We start from the raw sequence: 21,345 nt of genomic DNA on the forward strand, positions 1-21,345 counted from the left end.
CGGAGCCGGCCTCCCGCGGGCATGCCTCCCAGCAGGCCGGACTCCCAGCAGGCCGGACTCCCGGCAGGCCGGCCTCCCCGCGGGCCGTCAGTTGCCCGCCACGTCCTTCACGGCCACCTCGACCGGCGTCGAGCCGGAGATCAGCTCCAGGGTCAGGCCCGCCGTCGCGGGCGTCTCCACCAGCTCGGCCAGCACCGCCGCCACGTCGTCGCGCGGCACGGCTCCCCGGCCCGTCCGCGCCTCCAGGCGGACCTGCCCCTTCCCGGCGTCGTCGAGCAGCGAGCCGGGACGCAGGACGGTCCACTCCAGACCCAGCCGGGTCCGTACGTGGTCGTCGGCCTCGCCCTTCGCCCGCAGGTAGACGTCGAAGACCTCGTCGCCCTCGTGATGGGCGTCCGCACCCATCGAAGAGACCATCAGGAAGCGCCGTACACGCGCCCGTTCGGCCGCGTCGGCGAACAGCACCGCCGCGCCCCGGTCCACCGTGTCCTTGCGCCCGGCGCCGCTGCCGGGGCCGGCGCCCGCCGCGAACACCGCCACGTCCGCGCCCTGCAGAATCCCCGCCACGTGCTCCACCGTGGCCGACTCCAGGTCGCACAGCACCGGTTCGGCGCCCGCCTCCCTGAGGTCGTCGCCCTGTTCGAGGTCGCGGATGATGCCCGCGACCTCGTACCCGCGCGCGGCGAGCAGGCGCTCCAGCCGCAGCGCGATCCGACCGTGTCCACCCGCGATGACGATGCGCATGCCCCGACGGTACGACGAGCCGGGCGCCCCCGCCCGGGAAGACACCCACTCAGGGGCCCGGCTCCGTGCGGCCCTGCCGGGGCAGGTCCAGGGCCACCGCGACGGCGGAGTCGCAGTACTCCCGTACGGCGCTCGTACGGGCCACCACCCGTCCGCGGTGGATCACGATCCGGCTGTACGCGAGCGACAGCACGCCCGCGATCCGGTCGCCGCGTACGGCGAGCAGCTCCGCGGGGAATCCCGCCTCCACCCGCACCTCCGGCAGGCCCATGGCCTCGCGGGCGCAGGCGCTGACGGACTCGTAGGCCTCGCCGGCGCGCAGCCCGCCCTGGGAGGCGAGCAGGTACGCGGCCTCCAGCGGGTCGCCGCGGCCGACCGGGTTCCCGGCGTCCCGCAGGGCCCCGCTGCCGGCCGCGACCCGTACGCCGGCGGCCCGCAGGAGTCGTACGGGGGCGGTGCGCAGGCCGCGGCGTTCCAGGGCCGCGCAGTCACCCTGGGGCAGGCAGGTCACCCGGACGCCGGCCGCGGCCAGCTGGTCGGCGGCGCGGGCGGCCGCGTCCAGCGGGAGCCGGGACAGCCCGCCGCACGGGCCGACGGTCACCCCGGGGCGCAGTCCGCCGGCCATGGCCGCGAGCCGGGCGAGCCGGGCCGGGTCGTCACCGTCGGTGTGCAGGTCCACGGGGCAGCCGTGCTCGTCGGCGAGCCCCAGGACGGCCTCGAGGAAGCCGGTCGGGTCCGGGTCCAGGTCGGGGCAGCCGCCGATCACCGAGGCGCCCATCTTGACCGCGTCCCGCAGCATGGCGAGCCCGTCGGCCCCCGCCACCCCGGTCAGCAGCCGGGGGACGGCCACCGCGGTCAGGTCGGCGAGCCCGCGCAGCGAGCGCCGGGCCTGGAGCACGGCCTCCATGGGGCCGAGACCGTGCATGTCACCGATGCGTACATGGGAGCGCAGGGCGGTCGCGCCGTGGCCGAGCTGGAGCAGGGCCGCCTCGGTGGCGCGGCGCTGCACCTCGTCGGGGGCGTAGGAGACGGGCCCGTCGCCGTCGGCGGTCAGCGCGGTGTCCCCGTGGGCGTGCGGCTCGGCCGGGGCGGGGAGCAGCAGGTAGCCGCTGAGGTCCACCCGGGACAGCACGGGGGAGGAGAGGCTGCCCGTGGTCCCCACGGCCTGGATCCGGCCGGCGCCGAGGCGGACGTCGACGGTGCGGCCGTCCGTGAGGCGGGCCCCGGCGAGCAGCAGGGTGCTGGCGTCGGCGGCGGCCGCGTTGCCGTGGCCGCCGCCGTTGCCGCTGCGGGGGGCGTGGGGCGGCTGCTGCGGCTGGCTGTCGGACATCGCGCTCCTGCGGTGGCTCGGGCGGTCCCCGGGGCCGTGGCCGCGGCCTGCGGCCTGCGGCCTGCGCCCAAGATCACGCAGCGTGCTCAGAGCCTAGGGCGCGGCGCACTCCGCTTCACGGAAGAGGGCAGAAGAGGGCAATAGTCGTACCGGTGTGGTGCCCTCGCTCCGCCGCGCCCTCGTGTCCTCGCGCCCCTCGTGTCCTCCGTGCCCCGTCGCCCCCGCACCGGGGCTTGCGCCGGCCCGTCAGGTGTGAGCCCGCGCACAAACCGCAGGAGAAGTGGGGCGGGAGTGGCCTGCGAGTTGATCGGGAGAGGCTGCCGGACCCCCTCCGAGCCCTGTTCCCGCAAAGGATTTGGGCGATCGGCGGGCAACCGTGTAATGTCTTCATCGCTCGCCCCAATAGCTCAGTCGGTAGAGCGTCTCCATGGTAAGGAGAAGGTCTGCGGTTCGATTCCGCATTGGGGCTCTGGTGAGAGAGGTTCCCCACCCTCGGGTGGGGAGCCGATCACATCAAAGCGGCGTAGCTCAGTCGGTAGAGCAAGCGGCTCATAATCGCTGTGTCACCGGTTCAAGTCCGGTCGCCGCTACCCACAGTAGCCGATTGCGGGGTCGGTCTCCCGATCGGCTACTCTTTTATGCGTTCATCCGTCCCATAGTCCGTCAAGGAGCACTCACGTGGCTGCCACCGACGTCCGCCCGAAGATCACGCTGGCCTGCGTGGAGTGCAAGGAGCGGAACTACATCACCAAGAAGAACCGGCGTAACAACCCGGACCGCATGGAGATGAAGAAGCACTGCCCGCGCTGCAACTCGCACACCGCGCACCGCGAGACCCGCTGACCCCAGCGAAGTCTCGAATACAGGCACCGTCATGAGGTCGTCCCCTTCATTGGGGGCGGCCTTGTGTCGTTTCCGTGCCCGTTCCTGTCTTTGTCCCTGTGTGTTTCGTGTCCCTTCAACAGGAGGTAGTGAGTCATGGCTCTCGACCAGTCCTTCGTGGGGCGGAGCTACCCGCCCACCGATCCGTACGAGGTCGGCCGGGAGAAGATCCGCGAATTCGCGGACGCGGTGGGTGACACCAATCCCGTCTACACCGACCCCGAAGCGGCCAAGGCCTACGGTCACTCCGATGTGATCGCCCCGCCGACTTTCGTGTTCGCGATCACTTTCAAGGCGGCCGGCCAGGTCGTCGCGGACCCGCAGCTGGGCCTGGACTACAGCCGTGTCGTGCACGGCGACCAGAAGTTCGCGTACTCCCGCCCGGTGCGTGCCGGTGACCGCCTGTCGGTGACCTCCACCATCGAGGCCGTGAAGTCGCTCGCGGGCAACGACATCATCGACATCCGCGGCGAGGTCCACGACGAGACCGGCGAGCACGTGGTGACGGCCTGGACGAAGCTCGTCTCCCGCGCCCCCGAGGAGGCCTGACATGGCAGCGCAGATCAAGTACGCCGACGTCGAGGTCGGCACGGAGCTGCCCGCGGCGTCCTTCCCGGTGACGCGCGCCACGCTCGTCCAGTACGCAGGCGCCTCGGGCGACTTCAACCCGATCCACTGGAACGAGAAGTTCGCCAAGGAGGTCGGGCTGCCGGACGTGATCGCGCACGGCATGTTCACCATGGCCGAGGCGATCCGCGTGGTCACCGACTGGGTCGGCGACCCGGGCGCGGTGGTCGAGTACGGCGTGCGCTTCACCAAGCCGGTCGTCGTCCCGAACGACGACCAGGGCGGGCTGATCGAGGTCACCGCCAAGGTCGCGGTGAAGCTGGACGACAACCGCGTACGGGTCGACCTGACGGCCATGAGCGCGGGCCAGAAGGTCCTCGGCATGTCCCGAGCGGTGGTCGCGCTGGCCTGAGCGCGGCCGGCACCTGCGTGTACGAGGGGGCGGGCCGCCCGCCCCCTCACCGCCCGTCCCCTCGCCGTCGCGCCCCCACCGCCCGTCCCCTCGCGCCGCCCCCTCACCGCCCGGGAGCCGTCACAGCACCCCTTGACCAAGTTAGTGATTGAGTACTAACTTCGTTGTATGGCAAGGATGAGCGCAGAGGAGCGGCGCGAGAGCGTCATCCGGGCGGCGATGCACGAGTTCGCCCGGGGCGGGTACTACGGGACCTCCACCGAGACGATCGCCAAGCGGGTGGGAGTCTCACAGCCGTACCTCTTCCGGCTCTTCCCCAACAAGCAGGCGATCTTCCTGGCCGCGTCGGAGCGCTGCCTGCGGGACACGCGTGAGGTGTTCGCCGCCGCCGTCGAGGGACTGAGCGGCGAAGAGGCCGAGCGTGCCATGGCCAACGCCTACACCCGGCTGATCACGGAGGATCCCGACAAGCTCCAGATGCAGCTCCAGATGTACGTCACCGTCGCCGCCGCCGAGGCGGCCGGCGATCACGAGCTCGGCGAGCTGGTCCGCCAGGGCTGGATGGAGCTCTGGGACACCGTCCACCTGCCGCTGGGTGCGGACCCGCGGGAGACGACGACCTTCATGGCCTACGGAATGCTGATCAACACGCTGGCCGCGATGGGGTTCCCGCCCGGGCATCGGGTGTGGGAGGGGTTCTACCCGTCGGCCCGCACCACCGGCCGCCTGGAGAGGTGAAAGATGCGCGCCACCGTGCGCGCATCCGCATGGTCAGAGAAGTTAGTCAGCAATAACTAACAAATCGACTCACAGGGGGAATCGTGCACGCGCAAGACGTCGACACCAGGCTCCGCGGACCCGCCGTCTGGGCCCTCGTCCTCACCGGCGTGGCCGGCTTCATGGCGGCACTCGACAACCTGGTCGTGACCACCGCCCTCCCCGCCATCCGCGCGGACCTCGGCGGCGGGCTGGAGGACCTGGAATGGACGGTGAACGCCTACACGCTCACCTTCGCCGTCCTCCTCATGTTCGGCGCCGCCCTGGGCGACCGCTTCGGCCGCCGCCGGCTGTTCATCGCCGGCCTCGCCGTCTTCACCGGCGCCTCCGCCGCGGCCGCTCTCTCGCCCGGGATCGACGCGCTCATCGCCGCCCGCGCCGTGCAGGGCGTGGGTGCCGCCGTCATGATGCCGCTCACCCTCACCCTCCTCACCGCCGCCGTCCCCGCCGCCCGGCGCGGCACGGCCCTCGGCATCTACGGCGCCGTCACCGGCCTCGCCGTCGCCAGCGGCCCCCTCATCGGCGGCAGCCTCACCGAACACATCTCCTGGCAGTGGATCTTCTGGCTCAACGTGCCCCTGGGCCTGGCCCTGATCCCGCTCGCCCGGCTGCGCCTCGCCGAGTCCACCGCCCCCGGCGCCCGCCTCGACATCCCCGGCACCCTGCTCATCAGCGGCGGCCTCTTCGGCATCGTCTACGGCCTGGTCAACGCCAACTCCGAGGGCTGGACCAGCACCCCCATCCTCACCGGCCTGATCCTCGGCACCGCCCTCGTCGCGGGATTCGTCCACCACGGCTTCACGAACGCCAACCCCATGCTCCCCATGCGGCTCTTCCGTGACCGCGGCTTCCTGGGGATCAACCTGGCCAGCCTGCTGATGTTCCTCGGCATGTTCGGTTCGATCTTCCTGCTCAGCCAGTTCCTGCAGGGCGTCGCCGGCTACTCGCCCACCGAAGCCGGTCTGCGCATGCTGCCCTGGACCGGCATGCCGATGATCGTCGCCCCGCTGGCCGGGATCCTGTCCGACCGCATCGGCGGCCGCCCGGTCGTCGCCGCCGGCCTGGCGTTCCAGGCACTCGGCCTCGGCTGGTTCGCCGCGATCCTGAGCACGGACGTCTCGTACGCGGCCCAGCTGCCGCCGCTGATCCTCAGCGGGATCGGCATGGCCCTCTACTTCGCCCCCGCGGCCAACGTCCTGATGTCCACCGTGACCCCCGCCGACCAGGGCAAGGCCTCCGGCACGAACAACGCCCTGCGCGAGGTCGGCGGAGCCCTCGGCGTCGCCGTCCTGGCCTCGGTCTTCTCCGCCCAGGGCGGCTACGAAACCCCGCAGGCCTTCACCGACGGGACCGTCCCCGCCCTGTGGATCGGCGCCGCGGCCGTCGCCCTCGCCGCCGCGCTGGCCCTCCTGGTGCCCCGCAAGCCCGGGAACGCGCCCGCCCCCACGCCCACCGCACCCACCTCCACCGCACCCCCGTCCACCGTCCCCACGCCCCGCTCCGGGGCCGCGGACAAGGTCACGGCCGTCGGGTGACCCCTCGGGCGACCAGCCCGGTGACCGGAACGAACGCAGACGCAGCACCCGCACACAAGATCAGGCCCCGCGGCTCCCGCGGCCGCGCCACGGAAGGAGAGCACGTCATGCCCGACATCCCCTGGTCCACGCCCACACCGGCCGCACCCGGCGCCGAGGTCCACGTCATGGCCTCCCGCTTCGAGACCGCCACCCTCACCGGCGCCGTCCGGTTCTTCCTCAAGTCACCCGGCATCATCCGCCAGATGCGCAAGGCCCCCGGCGCCCACGGCGTCGCCCTCCGGGCCCGCGTCCTGCGCCGCACCTTCCTCACCCTCTCCGCATGGGAGGACCGCGACGCGCTGTACCGCTTCGCCCGCAGCGAGCCCCACCGCTCCAGTGCCCGCGCCGCCGCCGCGTACATGAAGGAATCCGTCCTCACCGAGTGGACCGTGCCGGCCACCGAGCTGCCCCTCGGCTGGGACGAGGCCGAGCGCCGCCTCGCCGAACAGCAGCAGGCGGACCGCTGACCCGGCCGGCACGGGGGACGAGCGAGTACGGTCCGTGGCCCCGCAGGGATGCGAGGGGCACGGACCGTACTCTTGTCCACGTGCAGGAACTCCACGACGCCCCCCTCGCCCCGCTGACCACCTTCCGCCTCGGTGGTCCCGCCGCCCGCCTGGTCACCGCGACCACCGACGCCGAGGTGATCGCCGCCGTCCGCGCCGCGGACGAGAGCGGCACCCCGCTCCTGGTCATCGGCGGCGGCAGCAACCTGGTCATCGGCGACCGGGGCTTCGACGGCACCGCCCTGCGCATCGCCACCACCGGCTTCGACCTGGACGGCACCCGGCTGGAACTCGCCGCCGGCGAGAACTGGAGCGACGCCGTCGCCCGCACCGTCGAGGCCGGCCTCGCCGGCATCGAATGCCTCGCCGGCATCCCCGGCTCCGCCGGCGCCACCCCGATCCAGAACGTCGGCGCGTACGGCCAGGAGGTCTGCGACACCATCACCGAGGTCGTCGCCTACGACCGCACCACCGGCGAAACGGTCACCCTGACCGCCGCGGAGTGCGCCTTCCGGTACCGCAACAGCACCTTCAAGGACCAGCCCGACCGCTACGTCGTCCTGCGCGTCCGCTTCGCCCTGGAGGACGCCGGCGGGCTCTCGGCGCCGATCAAGTACCCCGAGACCGCCCGGGCCCTCGGCGTCGGCGCCGGCGACCGCGTCCCCGCCGCCACCGCCCGCGAGACCGTACTGCGGCTGCGCGCCGGCAAGGGCATGGTCCTCGACCCCGCCGACCACGACACCTGGTCGGCCGGCTCCTTCTTCCACAACCCGATCCTGACCGACGAGGCCTACGCCGCCTTCCTCGCCCGCGTCCAGGACCGCCTCGGCCCCGACACCGCCCCGCCCGCCTACCCCGCCGGCGAGGGCCGTACGAAGACCAGCGCCGCCTGGCTGATCGACAAGGCCGGCTTCACCAAGGGCTACGGCACCGGCCCCGCGCGCATCTCCACCAAGCACACCCTCGCCCTCACCAACCGCGGCGAGGCCACCACCGAGGACCTCCTCACCCTGGCCCGCGAGGTCGTCGCAGGCGTCCACGCCGCCTTCGGCGTCACCCTCGTCAACGAGCCGGTGACGGTCGGCGTCAGCATCTGAGGAGCGCCGGCCGCCCATGCTCTGTCCCCGTCACGGGGCCGGTACGGACCCCACTCGGCTCGTGGGTCGCACGCTCAGCAGGGTCGTCGCGTCCTGGCACGTCAGTGACGGCGAACGCTCCGAGTCCCCCCTCGACGTCTGGCTGATCGACAGCGTCGGCGACTCCATCCGCATCACCACCGGCTCCGACCAGTGCCTCATCGTCGAGTCCGCCTCGCCCCACGCGCCCTACGACATGGGGGAGTGGGGCCGCATCGAGGTCGGCGAGGACCTCGGCGACCACCCCTTCCTGCGGCACCTCGGCGAGACCGTGTCCTCCGTCGCCGAGTTCGCCCTGCCCGAGCAGGGCCGCACCCACCTGGAGATCGGCTTCCCCGACGGCCGCCGGGTGCGCGCCGACTGCCACGAGGGAGACCTGCGGCTCACCCGGTGAGCCAGTGGTCGATCCCGGCCAGCAGCTTGGCCTGTACGTCGTCCGGCGCGGCGCTGCCGCGCACCGACTGGCGGGCCAGCTCGGCGAGCTCGGCGTCCGTGAAACCGTGGTGGCGGCGGGCGATCTCGTACTGCGCCGCCAGCCGGGACCCGAACAGCAGCGGGTCGTCCGCGCCCAGCGCCATCGGCACCCCGGCCTCGAACAGCGTGCGCAGCGGGACGTCCTCCGGGCGCTCGTACACCCCCAGTGCGACATTCGACGCCGGGCAGACCTCGCAGGTGATCTGCCGGTCGGCCAGCCGCTTCAGCAGCCGGGGGTCCTCCGCGGCCCGTACGCCGTGCCCGATGCGGGCCGCGTGCAGATCGTCGAGGCAGTCGCGCACCGAGGACGGACCCGTGAGCTCCCCGCCGTGCGGGGCCGCCAGGAGGCCGCCGTCACGGGCGATGGCGAAGGCCCGGTCGAAATCGCGGGCCATGCCCCGGCGCTCGTCGTTGGACAGGCCGAAACCGACCACGCCCCGGTCGGCGTAGCGCACCGCGAGCCGGGCCAGGGTGCGGGCGTCGAGCGGGTGCTTCATACGGTTGGCGGCGATCAGGACCCGCATCCCGAGGCCGGTCTCGCGGGAGGCCGCGTCGACGGCGTCGAGGATGATCTCGACGGCCGGGATCATCCCGCCCAGCAGCGGGGCGTAGGAGGTGGGATCCACCTGGATCTCCAGCCAGCCGCTGCCGTCCCGTACGTCCTCCTCCGCGGCCTCGCGGACCAGGCGCTGGATGTCCTCGGGCTCACGCAGGCAGGAGCGGGCGGCGTCGTAGAGCCGCTGGAAGCGGAACCAGCCGCGTTCGTCGGTGGCGCGCAGCTTGGGCGGCTCCCCGGCGGTCAGCGCGTCGGGGAGGCGCACGCCGTACTTGTCGGCGAGCTCCAGGAGGGTCGATGGTCGCATCGACCCGGTGAAGTGGAGGTGGAGGTGGGCCTTCGGCAGAAGCGTGAGATCGCGTACGTGCTCCATCTGGTGATCCTGCCGTACCGCTGCGCTCGGCGGGAGGGGGTTTTACCGATCGGGGGCTTGCGCGAACGGGTGAGCGGGTGCGGATCCGCTGCGCGGGGGCCTTCCGGACGCTGCCCGGGCCCGCGACTCAAACGCCGGCGGGGCTGAAGATCGGGGCTCCGCCCCGGACCCCGCGCCTCCATCGCCGGCGCGGGCTGATGGGGCCGGCGGGGTCGGATGTGGCCCGGCGCGGGGCCGGAAAACGCCTGGGCGGCGGCACCCTCAGGGGTACCGCCGCCCAGGTCGCACCGCGGGCCGCGTCAGGCCTTGGCCTCGGCCAGGAGCTTCTGGATGCGGGACACGCCCTCGACCAGGTCCTCGTCGCCCAGGGCGTACGAGAGGCGCAGGTAGCCGGGGGTGCCGAAGGCCTCGCCGGGGACGACCGCGACCTCGGCCTCGTCCAGGATCAGGGCGGCCAGCTCGACGGAGGTCTGCGGGCGCTTGCCGCGGATCTCCTTGCCGAGGAGTTCCTTGACCGACGGGTACGCGTAGAACGCGCCCTCGGGGGTCGGGCAGAGGACGCCGTCGATCTCGTTCAGCATCCGGACCATCGTCTGGCGGCGGCGGTCGAAGGCCCTGCGCATCTCGGCGACCGCGTCCAGGTCGCCCGAGACGGCGGCCAGCGCGGCGACCTGGGCCACGTTGGAGACGTTGGAGGTGGCGTGCGACTGCAGGTTGGTCGCCGCCTTGATGACGTCCTGCGGGGCGATGACCCAGCCCACGCGCCAGCCGGTCATCGCGTACGTCTTGGCGACGCCGTTCACGATGATGCACTTGTCGCGCAGGGCCGGGACCAGGACCGGCAGCGAGGTGAACTTCGCGTCGCCGTAGACCAGGTGCTCGTAGATCTCGTCCGTGAGAACCCACAGACCGTGCTCGGCCGCCCACTCGCCGATCGCCTTCGCGTCGGCCTCGCTGTAGACCGCGCCGGTCGGGTTGGAGGGGGAGACGAACAGGACGACCTTGGTGCGCTCGGTGCGCGCGGCCTCCAGCTGCTCGACGGAGACCCGGTAACCGGTGGTCTCGTCGGCGACGACCTCGACCGGGACACCGCCGGCGAGACGGATCGACTCCGGGTAGGTGGTCCAGTAGGGGGCCGGGACGATGACCTCGTCACCCGGGTCCAGGACGGCCGCGAAGGCCTCGTAGATCGCCTGCTTGCCGCCGTTGGTCACCAGGACCTGCGACGCCTCGACCTCGTAGCCGGAGTCGCGCAGCGTCTTGGCGGCGATGGCGGCCTTGAGCTCCGGCAGCCCGCCGGCCGGCGTGTAGCGGTGGTACTTGGGGTTGCGGCAGGCCTCGACCGCGGCCTCGACGATGTAGTCCGGGGTCGGGAAGTCGGGCTCGCCCGCGCCGAAGCCGATCACCGGGCGTCCGGCGGCCTTGAGGGCCTTGGCCTTGGCGTCCACGGCGAGGGTGGCGGACTCGGAAATGGCGCCGATACGGGCGGACACCCGGCGCTCGGAGGAAGGCGTTGCAGAGGTCATACGGGCAATCGTCCCAGACCGCGCCGAAGCGCGGCACACCGTTTCAGTCAACGGACCGGAGCATGTCAGGCCGGGTGCTGTTCGACGTCACGGCGCAGTTCACGTACACTCACCTGTCGTTGGACCTCGCCAGCCGCTGCAAAGCGTGAGCACTCCGTGCACTCGCCCGGATGCGGTAGGTTGGGGGACGCAAAGGGTCGTAGCTCAATTGGTAGAGCACTGGTCTCCAAAACCAGCGGTTGGGGGTTCGAGTCCCTCCGGCCCTGCTCCACACTCCTTCTCGGACGTGTGTGCGCAGGTACGTACTTAGATGCAACGCCGTGCGGCGCAACCGGGCGCGGTACGGCCACGACCCGGATTCAGGTGAGAGAAGTGACGGACGCCCTGGGCTCCATCGACAAGCCTGACGCCGAGGACGAGACGCGCGAGAAGAAGGCCCGCAAGGGCGGCAAGCGCGGTAAGAAGGGTCCTCTGGGCCGTCTCGCGCTGTTCTACCGCCAGATCGTCGCGGAACTCCGCAAGGTTGTCTGGCCCACTCGCAATCAGCTCACGACGTACACCACCGTGGTGATTGTCTTCGTGGTCATCATGATCGCTCTGGTGACCGTGATTGACTATGGGTTCCAGGAAGCCATCAAGTTCGTCTTCGGCTGATCCCCGCGGAGGGCGGCGCCTTGATGGGTGCCGCCCCTTTTCGCATGTTCCACCACTTTTTCCAGGAAGAAGCAGCCACCGTGTCTGACCCGAACCTGAACGCGAGCCACGACTCCGTCGAGTCCGTCGAGGACGAGCTCGACATCGTCGAGGCGGCAGACGCTGTGGACCCCGACGAGGCCGAGCTCGCCGACGTCGAGGCGGGTGAAGCCGCCGAGGAGGCCGCGCTGCACGTCTCCGACGACGAGGCGGACGAGACCGAGGCCGACACCGAGCTCGAAGAGGCCGCCGACGACGCCGAGATCGCGGAGGAGGCCGACGCCGACACCGAGATCGCGGAGGAGGCCGAAGAGGCCGAGCCCGCCGAGCCGGTCGACCCGATCCAGGCCCTGCGCGAGGAGCTGCGCCTCCTCCCCGGCGAGTGGTACGTGATCCACACCTACGCCGGCTACGAGAAGCGCGTGAAGGCCAACCTGGAGCAGCGCGCCGTCTCGCTGAACGTCGAGGAGTTCATCTACCAGGCCGAGGTGCCCGAGGAAGAGATCGTCCAGATCAAGAACGGCGAGCGCAAGAACGTCCGGCAGAACAAGCTGCCCGGTTACGTTCTCGTCCGCATGGATCTGACGAACGAGTCCTGGGGCGTCGTCCGCAACACCCCCGGCGTCACCGGCTTCGTGGGCAACGCGTACGACCCGTACCCGCTGACCCTGGACGAGATCGTCAAGATGCTCGCCCCGGAGGCGCAGGAGAAGGCCGCCAAGCAGGCCGCCGAGGAAGCCGGTCTGCCGGCCCCCGCGGTCAAGCGCACCATCGAGGTCCTGGACTTCGAGGTCGGCGACTCGGTCACCGTCACCGACGGTCCGTTCGCCACGCTCCAGGCGACCATCAACGAGATCAACCCCGACTCGAAGAAGGTCAAGGGCCTCGTCGAGATCTTCGGTCGCGAGACCCCGGTCGAGCTCAGCTTCGACCAGATCCAGAAGAACTGATCCGCACCGCGTGGATCACGGCTTCTGAGCCACAGCTTCCGGACAGGTCAGACCGCCCTCACGGGTGGTCTGACCTGCTCGGTTTTTAGCCCCGCACTCATACCCGTTATCGTGGTGCGGTATGCCTCCATCCGGATGACCGGATCGGCGGCTGAAAACTCTCACTAGGACCCGGAGAGAGCAATGCCTCCCAAGAAGAAGAAGGTCACGGGGCTTATCAAGCTCCAGATCAAGGCCGGTGCGGCCAACCCGGCTCCGCCGGTCGGCCCCGCGCTCGGTCAGCACGGCGTCAACATCATGGAGTTCTGCAAGGCCTACAACGCCGCGACCGAGTCGCAGCGTGGCATGGTCGTGCCGGTGGAGATCACGGTCTACGAGGACCGCACCTTCACCTTCATCACCAAGACGCCGCCGGCTGCGCGCCTCATCCTGAAGCACGCGGGCATCGAGAAGGGCTCCGGCGAGCCCCACAAGACCAAGGTCGCCAAGCTCACGGCTGCCCAGGTCCGCGAGATCGCCGAGCTGAAGATGCCCGACCTGAACGCGAACGACATCGACGCCGCCGTGAAGATCATTTCCGGCACCGCGCGCTCGATGGGTGTCACGGTCGAGGGCTGATCCAGCCACCCCCAGCACCACCAGTGGTAGGGCCAAGCGCTGGTCCGCACCACGACTCCATGCCTGAATCCGAAATACAGGAGCTGAAGTGAAGCGCAGCAAGACTCTCCGCGCTGCGGACGCCAAGATCGACCGGGAGAAGCAGTACGCCCCGCTCGAGGCCGTCCGTCTCGCCAAGGAGATCTCCTCGACCAAGTTCGACAGCACCGTCGAGGTCGCCTTCCGCCTGGGTGTCGACCCGCGCAAGGCCGACCAGATGGTCCGCGGCACCGTGAACCTCCCGCACGGCACCGGCAAGACCGCCCGGGTCCTGGTCTTCGCGACCGGTGACCGTGCTGCGGCCGCGGAAGCCGCCGGCGCCGACATCGTCGGCGACGACGAGCTGATCAACGAGATCGCCAAGGGCAACCGCCTGAACGAGTTCGACGCCGTTGTGTCCACCCCGGACCTCATGGGCAAGGTCGGCCGCCTCGGCCGCGTGCTCGGTCCCCGTGGCCTCATGCCGAACCCGAAGACCGGCACCGTCACGATGGACGTCGCGAAGGCTGTCACCGAGATCAAGGGTGGCAAGATCGAGTTCCGCGTCGACAAGCACTCGAACCTGCACTTCATCATCGGCAAGGTCTCCTTCTCCGATGAGCAGCTCGTCGAGAACTACGGCGCGGCCCTGGACGAGATCCTTCGTCTGAAGCCGTCCGCCGCCAAGGGCCGCTACCTGAAGAAGGCCGCCCTCAGCACCACCATGGGCCCCGGCATCCAGCTGGACCCGAACCGCACCCGGAACCTCCTCGTCGAGGAAGACCCGGCCGCGGTCTGACCCGGCCGAGCCCCACGGCTCGCCGAGTGAGTGACTGAACGGGCCCCTCGCCCCCTTCACCGGGCGGCGAGGGGCCCGTTTTCCGTTTCCCCGTGCGAACCCTGTGTGATGACTCCGGGCGCCGAGTCGTACAGTCGTACGGGCAGCGTCGCAGGCGGAAACGCCGGAGACCACGCGCTGCCACGAGGACACGGGGTGGGGAACACATGAAGGCATACCGCAAGAAGACCGTCGCAGCCGTCCTGGCCGCGCTCCTGCTCGCAGGTGGCGCCACGGCCTGCGAGAACGGGAACGACGCGAAGAAGGACACGGGGGCGCCCGCACCGGCCAAGGCCCCGGAAAAGCCGGCCGAGGTGACGCCGGCCGCGTACCTGGAGAAGACGAAGAAGAAGTCCGAGGAGATCACCTCCCTCCGGTACTCCATCTCGGGCGACGCGGCGGGCCAGAAGATCACCGGTGAGGCCGCCATGCGCATCAAGCCCACCGTCGCCATGTCGATGACGATGGACTCGCCCCGGAAGCCGGGCGAGAAGGTGCAGATCCGCCTCCTCGACGGCGCCATGTACATGGGCACCGAGGGCAAGTGGCTGAAGTTCGACCTCAAGGCCCTGGCTCCGGAGCAGGCCAAGCAGCTGGACGCGCTCGGTTCGGCGCAGCAGGGCCAGAACCCGGCCGACACGGCCGACAGCCTGAGCGCCGCCAAGGACCTCAAGAAGGTCGGCGACGAGACCATCGACGGCCAGAAGACCACGCACCTGACCGGCACCGTCTCGGTCGACGAGCTGCGGTCCCGCAGCGCCGCCTCCGCGCCGGAGGCCAAGGAGCGCCAGGAGAAGAACCTGGCGGCGCTGGAGGCCCAGGGCATCAAGACCCTGACCATGGACCTCTGGATCGACGAGAACGACCAGACCAAGCAGGTGCGCACCCGCGGTACCGGCACCTCCGGCCCGCTGGACGTCACCGTCAAGTTCCTGGACGTCAACAAGCCCGTCGAGGTCGCCGCACCGCCGGCCGAGCAGGTCCTCGACCTCGCCGAGATGATGAAGGGCGCCGGCGAGGGCTCCGCCTGACCGCCGTACCGACCACAGCACCGCAGTACCGTCGCGCCGCTGCTCCACCGCAGCGGCGCGACGCGCAGCAGAACCACGCAGGGGGAGAACTGATGAACGAGGCTGTCCGGATACGGATGCGGGGCGCTGCCGTGGTCGCCGGGGGCGGGCTTCTCGTGGGGGCACTCGCGGCCTGTGGGGGTGGGGCCGGGAAGAAGGCGCACGACCCCGCGGCGGCGGTGAAGGCGTCCTACCTGAAGACCGTGGCCGCCAAGTCCGCCACGGCGGAGATGGCCACCACCGGGAGCGACGGCAGGACCGTCCACGAGACCGGTACGAAGGCCTGGTACCCGTCCGCCCAGGACGTGGTCCTGAAGGACCGCGGCGAGGGCAAGCCCGACACCCGCTCGATCATGATGGGCGACACCGTCTACAGCCGGCTGGACAAGCCCCTCAAGGGCAAGACCTGGATGCAGATGAACCTGTCCAAGGACGGCAAGCCGGGGGTCCGGCTGAACCAGGACCCGGCGGAGTTCCTGGCGATGCTGCTCGGCCAGGAGAAGCTCACGTACGTCGGGGCCGAGAAGACCGACGGTGTCGAAGCCCAGCGCTACAGAGCCGGCCTCACCGGCGCGGACCTGCTCCGGGCGGACGAGTCCACCAAGGTCATGGAGGAGAAGGACCGCCAGTACCTCCGCGAGGCCGTGAAACACATCACCGCCCTCGAGCTGGACCTGTGGATCGGCGCCGACGGCTACCCGGTCCGTGTCGACAGCTCCAGCACGGACGACAAGGGCACGACGAAGACCACGGGGAAGTTCTCCGGCTTCGGCAAGCCGGCCCCCGTGCAGCCCCCGCCGGCGGACCAGGTCGTCGCCTTCGACGACGTCATGAAGGGCGTCGACGCCGACCTCGAACAGGTCGACAAGGACCTCGACCAGGCCGACAAGGACCTGGAGGAAGCCGACAGGAAGCTCCGCGAAGCCGGGTTCCCGGGGCTGCGCAGCTGACCGATTTGCCTCGACCGGAACCCTTCACGTAGTCTTCCCCGGAAGCCAAAGACCGCTGGTCGTTGCTGTGCCCGACAGGGTGCGGTGGCCGAAGGATCCGCTTACTGCGGACGACCCGCGCAGGTGACTGTGGAATGCTCCCGGATTCGTCCGGTCGAGCTACGCCCTGGCGCCTGCGCCGGGGCGTTTTGTATGTCAGCCCCTTCTGAGCGGTCCTCATCACCCGGAAGGAGGCGAACGCACCATGCCGACGCCCAACAAGGCTGCATCGGTGGCCGAGCTCACGGACGCGTTCCAGAGCTCGAACGCCGCCGTGCTGACCGAGTACCGGGGTCTCACCGTCGCGCAGCTCAAGACGCTGCGTCGCTCCCTCGGTGAGAACGCCCAGTACGCCGTGGTGAAGAACACGCTGACCAAGATTGCGGCCAACCAGGCCGGGATCACCGCGCTGGACGAGCACTTCGCTGGTCCGACCGCGGTCGCCTTCATCACCGGTGACCCGGTGGAGTCGGCGAAGGCTCTGCGTGACTTCGCCAAGGAGAACCCGAACCTCATCATCAAGGCCGGTGTCCTTGACGGTAAGGCTCTCTCCGCCGACGACATCAAGAAGCTTGCGGACCTCGAGTCCCGCGAGGTTCTGCTCAGCAAGCTGGCCGGCGCGTTCAAGGGCAAGCAGTCCCAGGCTGCCTCGCTCTTCCAGGCGCTGCCGTCGAAGTTCGTCCGCACCGCGGAAGCGCTTCGCGTCAAGCTCGCCGAGCAGGGCGGTGCCGAGTAATTCGGCTCGCGCATTGATCCGCGCCGCCTAGTGCGCGGGTCGTAGCGGGCCGTTACGCCCGCCTCTATAGACACATCGGCACCTGCCGAATTAGTGGAAGGATCGCCCATCATGGCGAAGCTCTCTCAGGACGACCTCCTCGCCCAGTTCGAGGAGATGACCCTCATCGAGCTCTCCGAGTTCGTGAAGGCCTTCGAGGAGAAGTTCGACGTCACCGCCGCCGCGGCCGTCGCCGTTGCCGGTCCGGCCGGCCCGGGCGCCGTTGCCGAGGCCGTCGAGGAGAAGGACGAGTTCGACGTCATCCTCGCGGGCGCCGGCGACAAGAAGATCCAGGTCATCAAGGTCGTGCGTGAGCTGACCTCCCTGGGCCTGAAGGAGGCCAAGGACCTCGTCGACGGTGCGCCGAAGCCCGTCCTCGAGAAGGTCAACAAGGAGGCCGCTGACAAGGCCGCCGAGGCCCTCAAGGGTGCCGGTGCCTCCGTCGAGGTCAAGTAACACCTCTGAGGCCGCCTGACGGCCTCTCCGAGGGGCGATCACCCGTAAGGGTGGTCGCCCTTTGGCGTATTCGCGGTGCCTGACTTGCCCTGGTCTCGTTGGGGAGTAGGGTGATCATCGTTGCCCCGACGCAGGGTCCGGAGATGATCCGCTCGGAGCAGGGGGCCTTGACGAACGGGTCGCGGCGCGCAATTCTCAGACCCGTCGGGAGGTCGGCCCGCCTCGATCCGAGATCCGAGGCATGGATCGACTACGAAGAGGGCAGTACTGATACGCGCTCTGTACACGAGAGCCGCAGCGTTGGACGCAGGGTTGAACGACATGGGGAAGGCCTGTTGCCGGTTTCCGGAAACGCGGTCTGGACATCAGTGAGCCGAGTGGCTACACTGACCCTTTGCGCTGCCTGTTAGCTGTCCCCTGCCCGTCGCCAGGGACATGCCCACGCTTGAGCACACTTGATTGATCCACCCTGACCTGGTGTTTTGGCCGGAATCGGGGGGCCTCGTCTTCTGTGTCTGCTGGGACCGGTACGCGCGTAGTGAGTCCGAGCCCTCGGAAGGACCCCCTCTTGGCCGCCTCGCGCAACGCCTCGACCAATACGAACAACGGTGCCAGCACCGCCCCGCTGCGCATCTCCTTTGCAAAGATCAAGGAGCCCCTCGAGGTTCCGAACCTCCTGGCGCTGCAGACCGAGAGCTTTGACTGGCTGCTCGGCAATGCCGCCTGGAAGTCTCGCGTCGAGTCGGCGCTTGAGAGTGGACAGGACGTCCCCACCAAGTCCGGTCTGGAAGAGATCTTCGAGGAGATCTCGCCGATCGAGGACTTCTCCGGGTCGATGTCGCTGACCTTCCGCGACCACCGTTTCGAGCCGGCGAAGAACTCCGTCGACGAGTGCAAGGAGCGCGACTTCACGTACGCGGCTCCGCTGTTCGTCACGGCCGAGTTCACGAACAACGAGACCGGAGAGATCAAGTCTCAGACGGTCTTCATGGGCGACTTCCCGCTCATGACCAACAAGGGCACCTTCGTCATCAACGGCACCGAGCGTGTCGTGGTGTCGCAGCTCGTCCGTTCCCCCGGTGTCTACTTCGACTCCTCCATCGACAAGACGTCCGACAAGGACATCTTCTCCGCCAAGATCATCCCGTCCCGGGGTGCCTGGCTGGAGATGGAGATCGACAAGCGCGACATGGTCGGCGTCCGCATCGACCGCAAGCGCAAGCAGTCCGTCACCGTCCTCCTGAAGGCTCTCGGCTGGACCACCGAGCAGATCCTCGAGGAGTTCGGCGAGTACGAGTCCATGCGCGCCACCCTGGAGAAGGACCACACCCAGGGTCAGGACGACGCGCTGCTCGACATCTACCGCAAGCTGCGCCCGGGCGAGCCGCCGACCCGTGAGGCCGCTCAGACGCTGCTCGAGAACCTCTACTTCAACCCCAAGCGCTACGACCTCGCCAAGGTCGGCCGCTACAAGGTGAACAAGAAGCTCGGCGCCGACGAGCCGCTCGACGCCGGTGTGCTCACCACCGACGACGTCATCGCCACGATCAAGTACCTGGTCAAGCTGCACGCCGGCGAGACCGAGACGATCGGCGAGTCCGGCCGTTCGATCGTCGTCGAGACCGACGACATCGACCACTTCGGCAACCGTCGTCTGCGCAACGTCGGCGAGCTCATCCAGAACCAGGTCCGCACGGGTCTGGCTCGTATGGAGCGCGTCGTGCGCGAGCGCATGACCACCCAGGACGTCGAGGCGATCACGCCGCAGACCCTGATCAACATCCGGCCGGTCGTCGCCTCCATCAAGGAGTTCTTCGGCACCAGCCAGCTGTCGCAGTTCATGGACCAGAACAACCCGCTCTCGGGCCTGACCCACAAGCGCCGCCTGTCGGCGCTGGGCCCCGGCGGTCTGTCCCGTGAGCGGGCCGGCTTCGAGGTCCGTGACGTGCACCCGTCGCACTACGGCCGCATGTGCCCGATCGAGACCCCCGAAGGCCCGAACATCGGTCTGATCGGCTCGCTCGCGTCCTACGGCCGCGTCAACGCGTTCGGTTTCGTCGAGACCCCGTACCGCAAGGTCATCGACGGTGTCGTCACCGACGAGGTCGACTACCTGACGGCCGACGAGGAAGACCGCTTCGTCATCGCGCAGGCCAACGCGGCCCTGTCCGAGGACATGCGCTTCACCGAGAACCGCGTCCTGGTCCGCCGTCGTGGCGGCGAGATCGACTACATCGCCGGCGGCGACGTCGACTACATGGACGTCTCCCCGCGCCAGATGGTGTCCGTCGCGACCGCGATGATCCCCTTCCTCGAGCACGACGACGCCAACCGTGCCCTCATGGGCGCGAACATGATGCGCCAGGCCGTTCCGCTCATCAAGGCGGAGGCCCCGCTCGTCGGCACCGGCATGGAGTACCGCTGTGCGGTCGACGCCGGTGACTCGATCCGCGCGGAGAAGGACGGTGTGGTCCAGGAGGTCTCGGCCGACTACATCACCGTCGCCAACGACGACGGCACGTACACCACGTACCGCGTCGCCAAGTTCTCCCGGTCGAACCAGGGCACCTCGGTCAACCAGAAGGTCATCGTCAACGAGGGTGACCGGATCGTGGAGTCCCAGGTCCTCGCCGACGGACCGGCGACCGAAGAGGGCGAGATGGCCCTCGGCAAGAACCTGCTCGTCGCGTTCATGCCGTGGGAAGGCCACAACTACGAGGACGCGATCATCCTGTCGCAGCGCCTCGTGCAGGACGACGTCCTCTCCTCGATCCACATCGAGGAGCACGAGGTCGACGCCCGTGACACCAAGCTCGGCCCCGAGGAGATCACCCGGGACATCCCGAACGTCTCCGAGGAGGTCCTCGCGGACCTCGACGAGCGCGGAATCATCCGCATCGGTGCGGACGTCGTCGCCGGCGACATCCTGGTCGGCAAGGTCACGCCCAAGGGTGAGACCGAGCTGACCCCGGAGGAGCGTCTGCTCCGCGCGATCTTCGGTGAGAAGGCCCGCGAGGTGCGTGACACCTCGCTGAAGGTCCCCCACGGTGAGATCGGCAAGGTCATCGGCGTCCGCGTCTTCGACCGCGAGGAGGGCGACGAGCTTCCTCCGGGCGTGAACCAGCTGGTTCGCGTCTACGTCGCCCAGAAGCGCAAGATCACCGACGGTGACAAGCTCGCCGGCCGTCACGGCAACAAGGGTGTCATCTCCAAGATCCTCCCGATCGAGGACATGCCGTTCCTCGAGGACGGCACCCCGGTCGACATCATCCTGAACCCGCTGGGTGTCCCGTCCCGAATGAACCCGGGACAGGTCCTGGAGATCCACCTCGGCTGGCTCGCCAGCCGCGGCTGGGACGTCTCCGGTCTGGGTGAGGAGTGGGCCGAGCGACTGAAGGCCATCGGCGCCGACCGCGTCGAGCCCGGCACCAACGTCGCCACCCCCGTGTTCGACGGCGCCCGCGAGGACGAGCTCGCCGGCCTGTTCGAGCACACCATCCCGAACCGCGACGGTGACCGCCTGGTCCTCCCGTCCGGCAAGGCGCGCCTGTTCGACGGCCGCTCCGGCGAGCCGTTCCCGGACCCGATCTCGGTCGGGTACATGTACATCCTCAAGCTCCACCACCTGGTCGACGACAAGCTCCACGCCCGTTCGACCGGTCCGTACTCGATGATCACGCAGCAGCCGCTGGGTGGTAAGGCACAGTTCGGTGGCCAGCGATTCGGTGAGATGGAGGTGTGGGCGCTCGAGGCTTACGGCGCCGCCTACGCCCTCCAGGAGCTGCTGACCATCAAGTCCGACGACGTCACCGGCCGCGTGAAGGTCTACGAGGCCATCGTCAAGGGCGAGAACATCCCCGAGCCGGGCATTCCCGAGTCCTTCAAGGTGCTCATCAAGGAAATGCAGTCGCTCTGCCTCAACGTGGAGGTGCTGTCCTCGGACGGCATGTCCATCGAGATGCGCGACACCGACGAGGACGTCTTCCGCGCGGCGGAGGAGCTCGGTATCGACCTGTCCCGGCGCGAGCCGAGCAGCGTCGAAGAGGTCTGACGGGCCTGACGGGGGGCTCACACCCTG

Annotated in this window: 21 protein-coding genes and 3 tRNA genes; 20 read left to right on the forward strand and 4 right to left on the reverse strand. The window is 69.6% G+C overall.

Translation table 11 applies throughout. The annotated features are described in order from the left end of the window. Positions 1-87: 87 nt before the first annotated feature. On the reverse strand, positions 88-744 hold the full coding sequence (locus NRK68_RS19970; RefSeq protein WP_183066962.1) for an SDR family oxidoreductase: 657 nt from the start codon (positions 742-744) through the stop codon (positions 88-90). A gap of 49 nt (positions 745-793) precedes the next feature. Then, positions 794-2,074 carry an amidohydrolase family protein gene (locus NRK68_RS19975; protein ID WP_183066961.1) on the reverse strand — a complete coding sequence of 427 codons (1,281 nt, stop codon included), beginning with the start codon at positions 2,072-2,074 and terminating at the stop codon, positions 794-796. A gap of 396 nt (positions 2,075-2,470) precedes the next feature. Between NRK68_RS19975 and NRK68_RS19980 the strand changes: the two genes are divergently transcribed. From NRK68_RS19980 to NRK68_RS20025, 10 genes are all read left to right on the forward strand, one after another. Continuing rightward, a tRNA-Thr gene (locus NRK68_RS19980) sits at positions 2,471-2,543 on the forward strand. A 48-nt stretch (positions 2,544-2,591) separates the two neighbouring features. Beyond that, positions 2,592-2,664: transfer RNA gene (locus NRK68_RS19985), tRNA-Met, on the forward strand. An 88-nt stretch (positions 2,665-2,752) separates the two neighbouring features. After that, positions 2,753-2,917 (forward strand): 50S ribosomal protein L33, encoded by a 165-nt coding sequence (gene rpmG / locus NRK68_RS19990; RefSeq protein WP_007265873.1) that lies wholly within the window; start codon positions 2,753-2,755, stop codon positions 2,915-2,917. A gap of 135 nt (positions 2,918-3,052) precedes the next feature. Continuing rightward, positions 3,053-3,505: a MaoC family dehydratase N-terminal domain-containing protein gene (locus NRK68_RS19995; RefSeq protein ID WP_046779263.1), complete on the forward strand. Its 453-nt coding sequence runs from the start codon at positions 3,053-3,055 to the stop codon at positions 3,503-3,505. Between the two features lies 1 nt (position 3,506). Next, a complete protein-coding gene (locus tag NRK68_RS20000) occupies positions 3,507-3,935 on the forward strand; it encodes a MaoC family dehydratase (protein WP_257856355.1) in 429 nt (142 codons plus the stop codon). Positions 3,936-4,103: 168 nt separating this feature from the next. Then, on the forward strand, positions 4,104-4,673 hold the full coding sequence (locus NRK68_RS20005; protein ID WP_183066959.1) for a TetR/AcrR family transcriptional regulator: 570 nt from the start codon (positions 4,104-4,106) through the stop codon (positions 4,671-4,673). Between the two features lie 83 nt (positions 4,674-4,756). Next, the gene (locus NRK68_RS20010) at positions 4,757-6,247 is read left to right on the forward strand and encodes an MFS transporter (protein WP_257856356.1); all 1,491 of its coding nucleotides are present in this window, start codon (positions 4,757-4,759) and stop codon (positions 6,245-6,247) included. A 107-nt stretch (positions 6,248-6,354) separates the two neighbouring features. Then, positions 6,355-6,756, forward strand: a complete 402-nt coding sequence (locus tag NRK68_RS20015) for a DUF3291 domain-containing protein (protein ID WP_183066958.1) — start codon at positions 6,355-6,357, stop codon at positions 6,754-6,756. Then, entirely contained in the window at positions 6,753-7,892 is a 1,140-nt protein-coding gene (locus NRK68_RS20020; RefSeq protein WP_257857889.1) for a UDP-N-acetylmuramate dehydrogenase, read from the forward strand. Before NRK68_RS20015 ends, NRK68_RS20020 begins: the two co-directional genes overlap by 4 nt. Positions 7,893-7,953: 61 nt before the next feature. Then, a complete protein-coding gene (locus NRK68_RS20025) occupies positions 7,954-8,325 on the forward strand; it encodes a hypothetical protein (protein ID WP_235439221.1) in 372 nt (123 codons plus the stop codon). Here the strand turns inward: NRK68_RS20025 and NRK68_RS20030 are convergent. Together NRK68_RS20030 and NRK68_RS20035 are read right to left on the reverse strand one after the other, a co-directional pair. Beyond that, positions 8,315-9,334, reverse strand: coding sequence for an adenosine deaminase (locus NRK68_RS20030; protein WP_183066956.1), 1,020 nt, complete (start codon positions 9,332-9,334; stop codon positions 8,315-8,317). The genes NRK68_RS20025 and NRK68_RS20030 overlap by 11 nt on opposite strands. A gap of 299 nt (positions 9,335-9,633) precedes the next feature. Next, on the reverse strand, positions 9,634-10,860 hold the full coding sequence (locus tag NRK68_RS20035; RefSeq protein WP_183066955.1) for a pyridoxal phosphate-dependent aminotransferase: 1,227 nt from the start codon (positions 10,858-10,860) through the stop codon (positions 9,634-9,636). A gap of 193 nt (positions 10,861-11,053) precedes the next feature. On the opposite strand from NRK68_RS20035, the gene NRK68_RS20040 reads away from it, so the two are divergent. From NRK68_RS20040 to rpoB, 10 genes are all read left to right on the forward strand, one after another. Next, positions 11,054-11,126, forward strand: a tRNA-Trp gene (locus NRK68_RS20040). Between the two features lie 106 nt (positions 11,127-11,232). Further along, positions 11,233-11,514, forward strand: a complete 282-nt coding sequence (gene secE, locus NRK68_RS20045) for a preprotein translocase subunit SecE (RefSeq protein ID WP_030773766.1) — start codon at positions 11,233-11,235, stop codon at positions 11,512-11,514. An 80-nt stretch (positions 11,515-11,594) separates the two neighbouring features. Further along, entirely contained in the window at positions 11,595-12,503 is a 909-nt protein-coding gene (nusG, locus tag NRK68_RS20050; RefSeq protein WP_183066954.1) for a transcription termination/antitermination protein NusG, read from the forward strand. Positions 12,504-12,686: 183 nt separating this feature from the next. Further along, positions 12,687-13,121 carry a 50S ribosomal protein L11 gene (gene rplK, locus NRK68_RS20055; RefSeq protein ID WP_030773771.1) on the forward strand — a complete coding sequence of 145 codons (435 nt, stop codon included), beginning with the start codon at positions 12,687-12,689 and terminating at the stop codon, positions 13,119-13,121. Positions 13,122-13,209: 88 nt separating this feature from the next. Then, positions 13,210-13,938, forward strand: a complete 729-nt coding sequence (rplA, locus tag NRK68_RS20060; protein WP_030773774.1) for a 50S ribosomal protein L1 — start codon at positions 13,210-13,212, stop codon at positions 13,936-13,938. Positions 13,939-14,144: 206 nt separating this feature from the next. Then, on the forward strand, positions 14,145-15,008 hold the full coding sequence (locus NRK68_RS20065) for an SCO4651 family lipoprotein (RefSeq protein WP_257856357.1): 864 nt from the start codon (positions 14,145-14,147) through the stop codon (positions 15,006-15,008). A 92-nt stretch (positions 15,009-15,100) separates the two neighbouring features. Further along, a complete protein-coding gene (locus tag NRK68_RS20070) occupies positions 15,101-15,997 on the forward strand; it encodes an SCO4651 family lipoprotein (protein WP_257856358.1) in 897 nt (298 codons plus the stop codon). A 244-nt stretch (positions 15,998-16,241) separates the two neighbouring features. Next, entirely contained in the window at positions 16,242-16,772 is a 531-nt protein-coding gene (gene rplJ, locus NRK68_RS20075; protein ID WP_030026650.1) for a 50S ribosomal protein L10, read from the forward strand. Between the two features lie 111 nt (positions 16,773-16,883). Beyond that, entirely contained in the window at positions 16,884-17,267 is a 384-nt protein-coding gene (gene rplL / locus NRK68_RS20080) for a 50S ribosomal protein L7/L12 (RefSeq protein WP_257856359.1), read from the forward strand. A gap of 568 nt (positions 17,268-17,835) precedes the next feature. After that, on the forward strand, positions 17,836-21,318 hold the full coding sequence (gene rpoB, locus NRK68_RS20085; protein WP_030026653.1) for a DNA-directed RNA polymerase subunit beta: 3,483 nt from the start codon (positions 17,836-17,838) through the stop codon (positions 21,316-21,318). The last annotated feature ends 27 nt before the right edge of the window (positions 21,319-21,345 follow it).

The organism is Streptomyces yangpuensis, assembly GCF_024666385.1.
Classification (GTDB): domain Bacteria; phylum Actinomycetota; class Actinomycetes; order Streptomycetales; family Streptomycetaceae; genus Streptomyces; species Streptomyces yangpuensis.

Coding starts and splice junctions, on each gene's coding strand:
- NRK68_RS20030 (WP_183066956.1), bottom strand. CDS start 9,334: ATGGAGCACGTACGCGATCTCACGCTTCTGCCGAAGGCCCACCTCCAC.
- NRK68_RS20035 (WP_183066955.1), bottom strand. CDS start 10,860: ATGACCTCTGCAACGCCTTCCTCCGAGCGCCGGGTGTCCGCCCGTATC.
- rplL (WP_257856359.1), top strand. CDS start 16,884: ATGGCGAAGCTCTCTCAGGACGACCTCCTCGCCCAGTTCGAGGAGATG.
- NRK68_RS20070 (WP_257856358.1), top strand. CDS start 15,101: ATGAACGAGGCTGTCCGGATACGGATGCGGGGCGCTGCCGTGGTCGCC.
- NRK68_RS19995 (WP_046779263.1), top strand. CDS start 3,053: ATGGCTCTCGACCAGTCCTTCGTGGGGCGGAGCTACCCGCCCACCGAT.
- rplK (WP_030773771.1), top strand. CDS start 12,687: ATGCCTCCCAAGAAGAAGAAGGTCACGGGGCTTATCAAGCTCCAGATC.
- NRK68_RS20065 (WP_257856357.1), top strand. CDS start 14,145: ATGAAGGCATACCGCAAGAAGACCGTCGCAGCCGTCCTGGCCGCGCTC.
- NRK68_RS20015 (WP_183066958.1), top strand. CDS start 6,355: ATGCCCGACATCCCCTGGTCCACGCCCACACCGGCCGCACCCGGCGCC.
- rplJ (WP_030026650.1), top strand. CDS start 16,242: ATGCCGACGCCCAACAAGGCTGCATCGGTGGCCGAGCTCACGGACGCG.
- NRK68_RS20000 (WP_257856355.1), top strand. CDS start 3,507: ATGGCAGCGCAGATCAAGTACGCCGACGTCGAGGTCGGCACGGAGCTG.
- NRK68_RS20005 (WP_183066959.1), top strand. CDS start 4,104: ATGGCAAGGATGAGCGCAGAGGAGCGGCGCGAGAGCGTCATCCGGGCG.
- NRK68_RS19970 (WP_183066962.1), bottom strand. CDS start 744: ATGCGCATCGTCATCGCGGGTGGACACGGTCGGATCGCGCTGCGGCTG.
- NRK68_RS19975 (WP_183066961.1), bottom strand. CDS start 2,074: ATGTCCGACAGCCAGCCGCAGCAGCCGCCCCACGCCCCCCGCAGCGGC.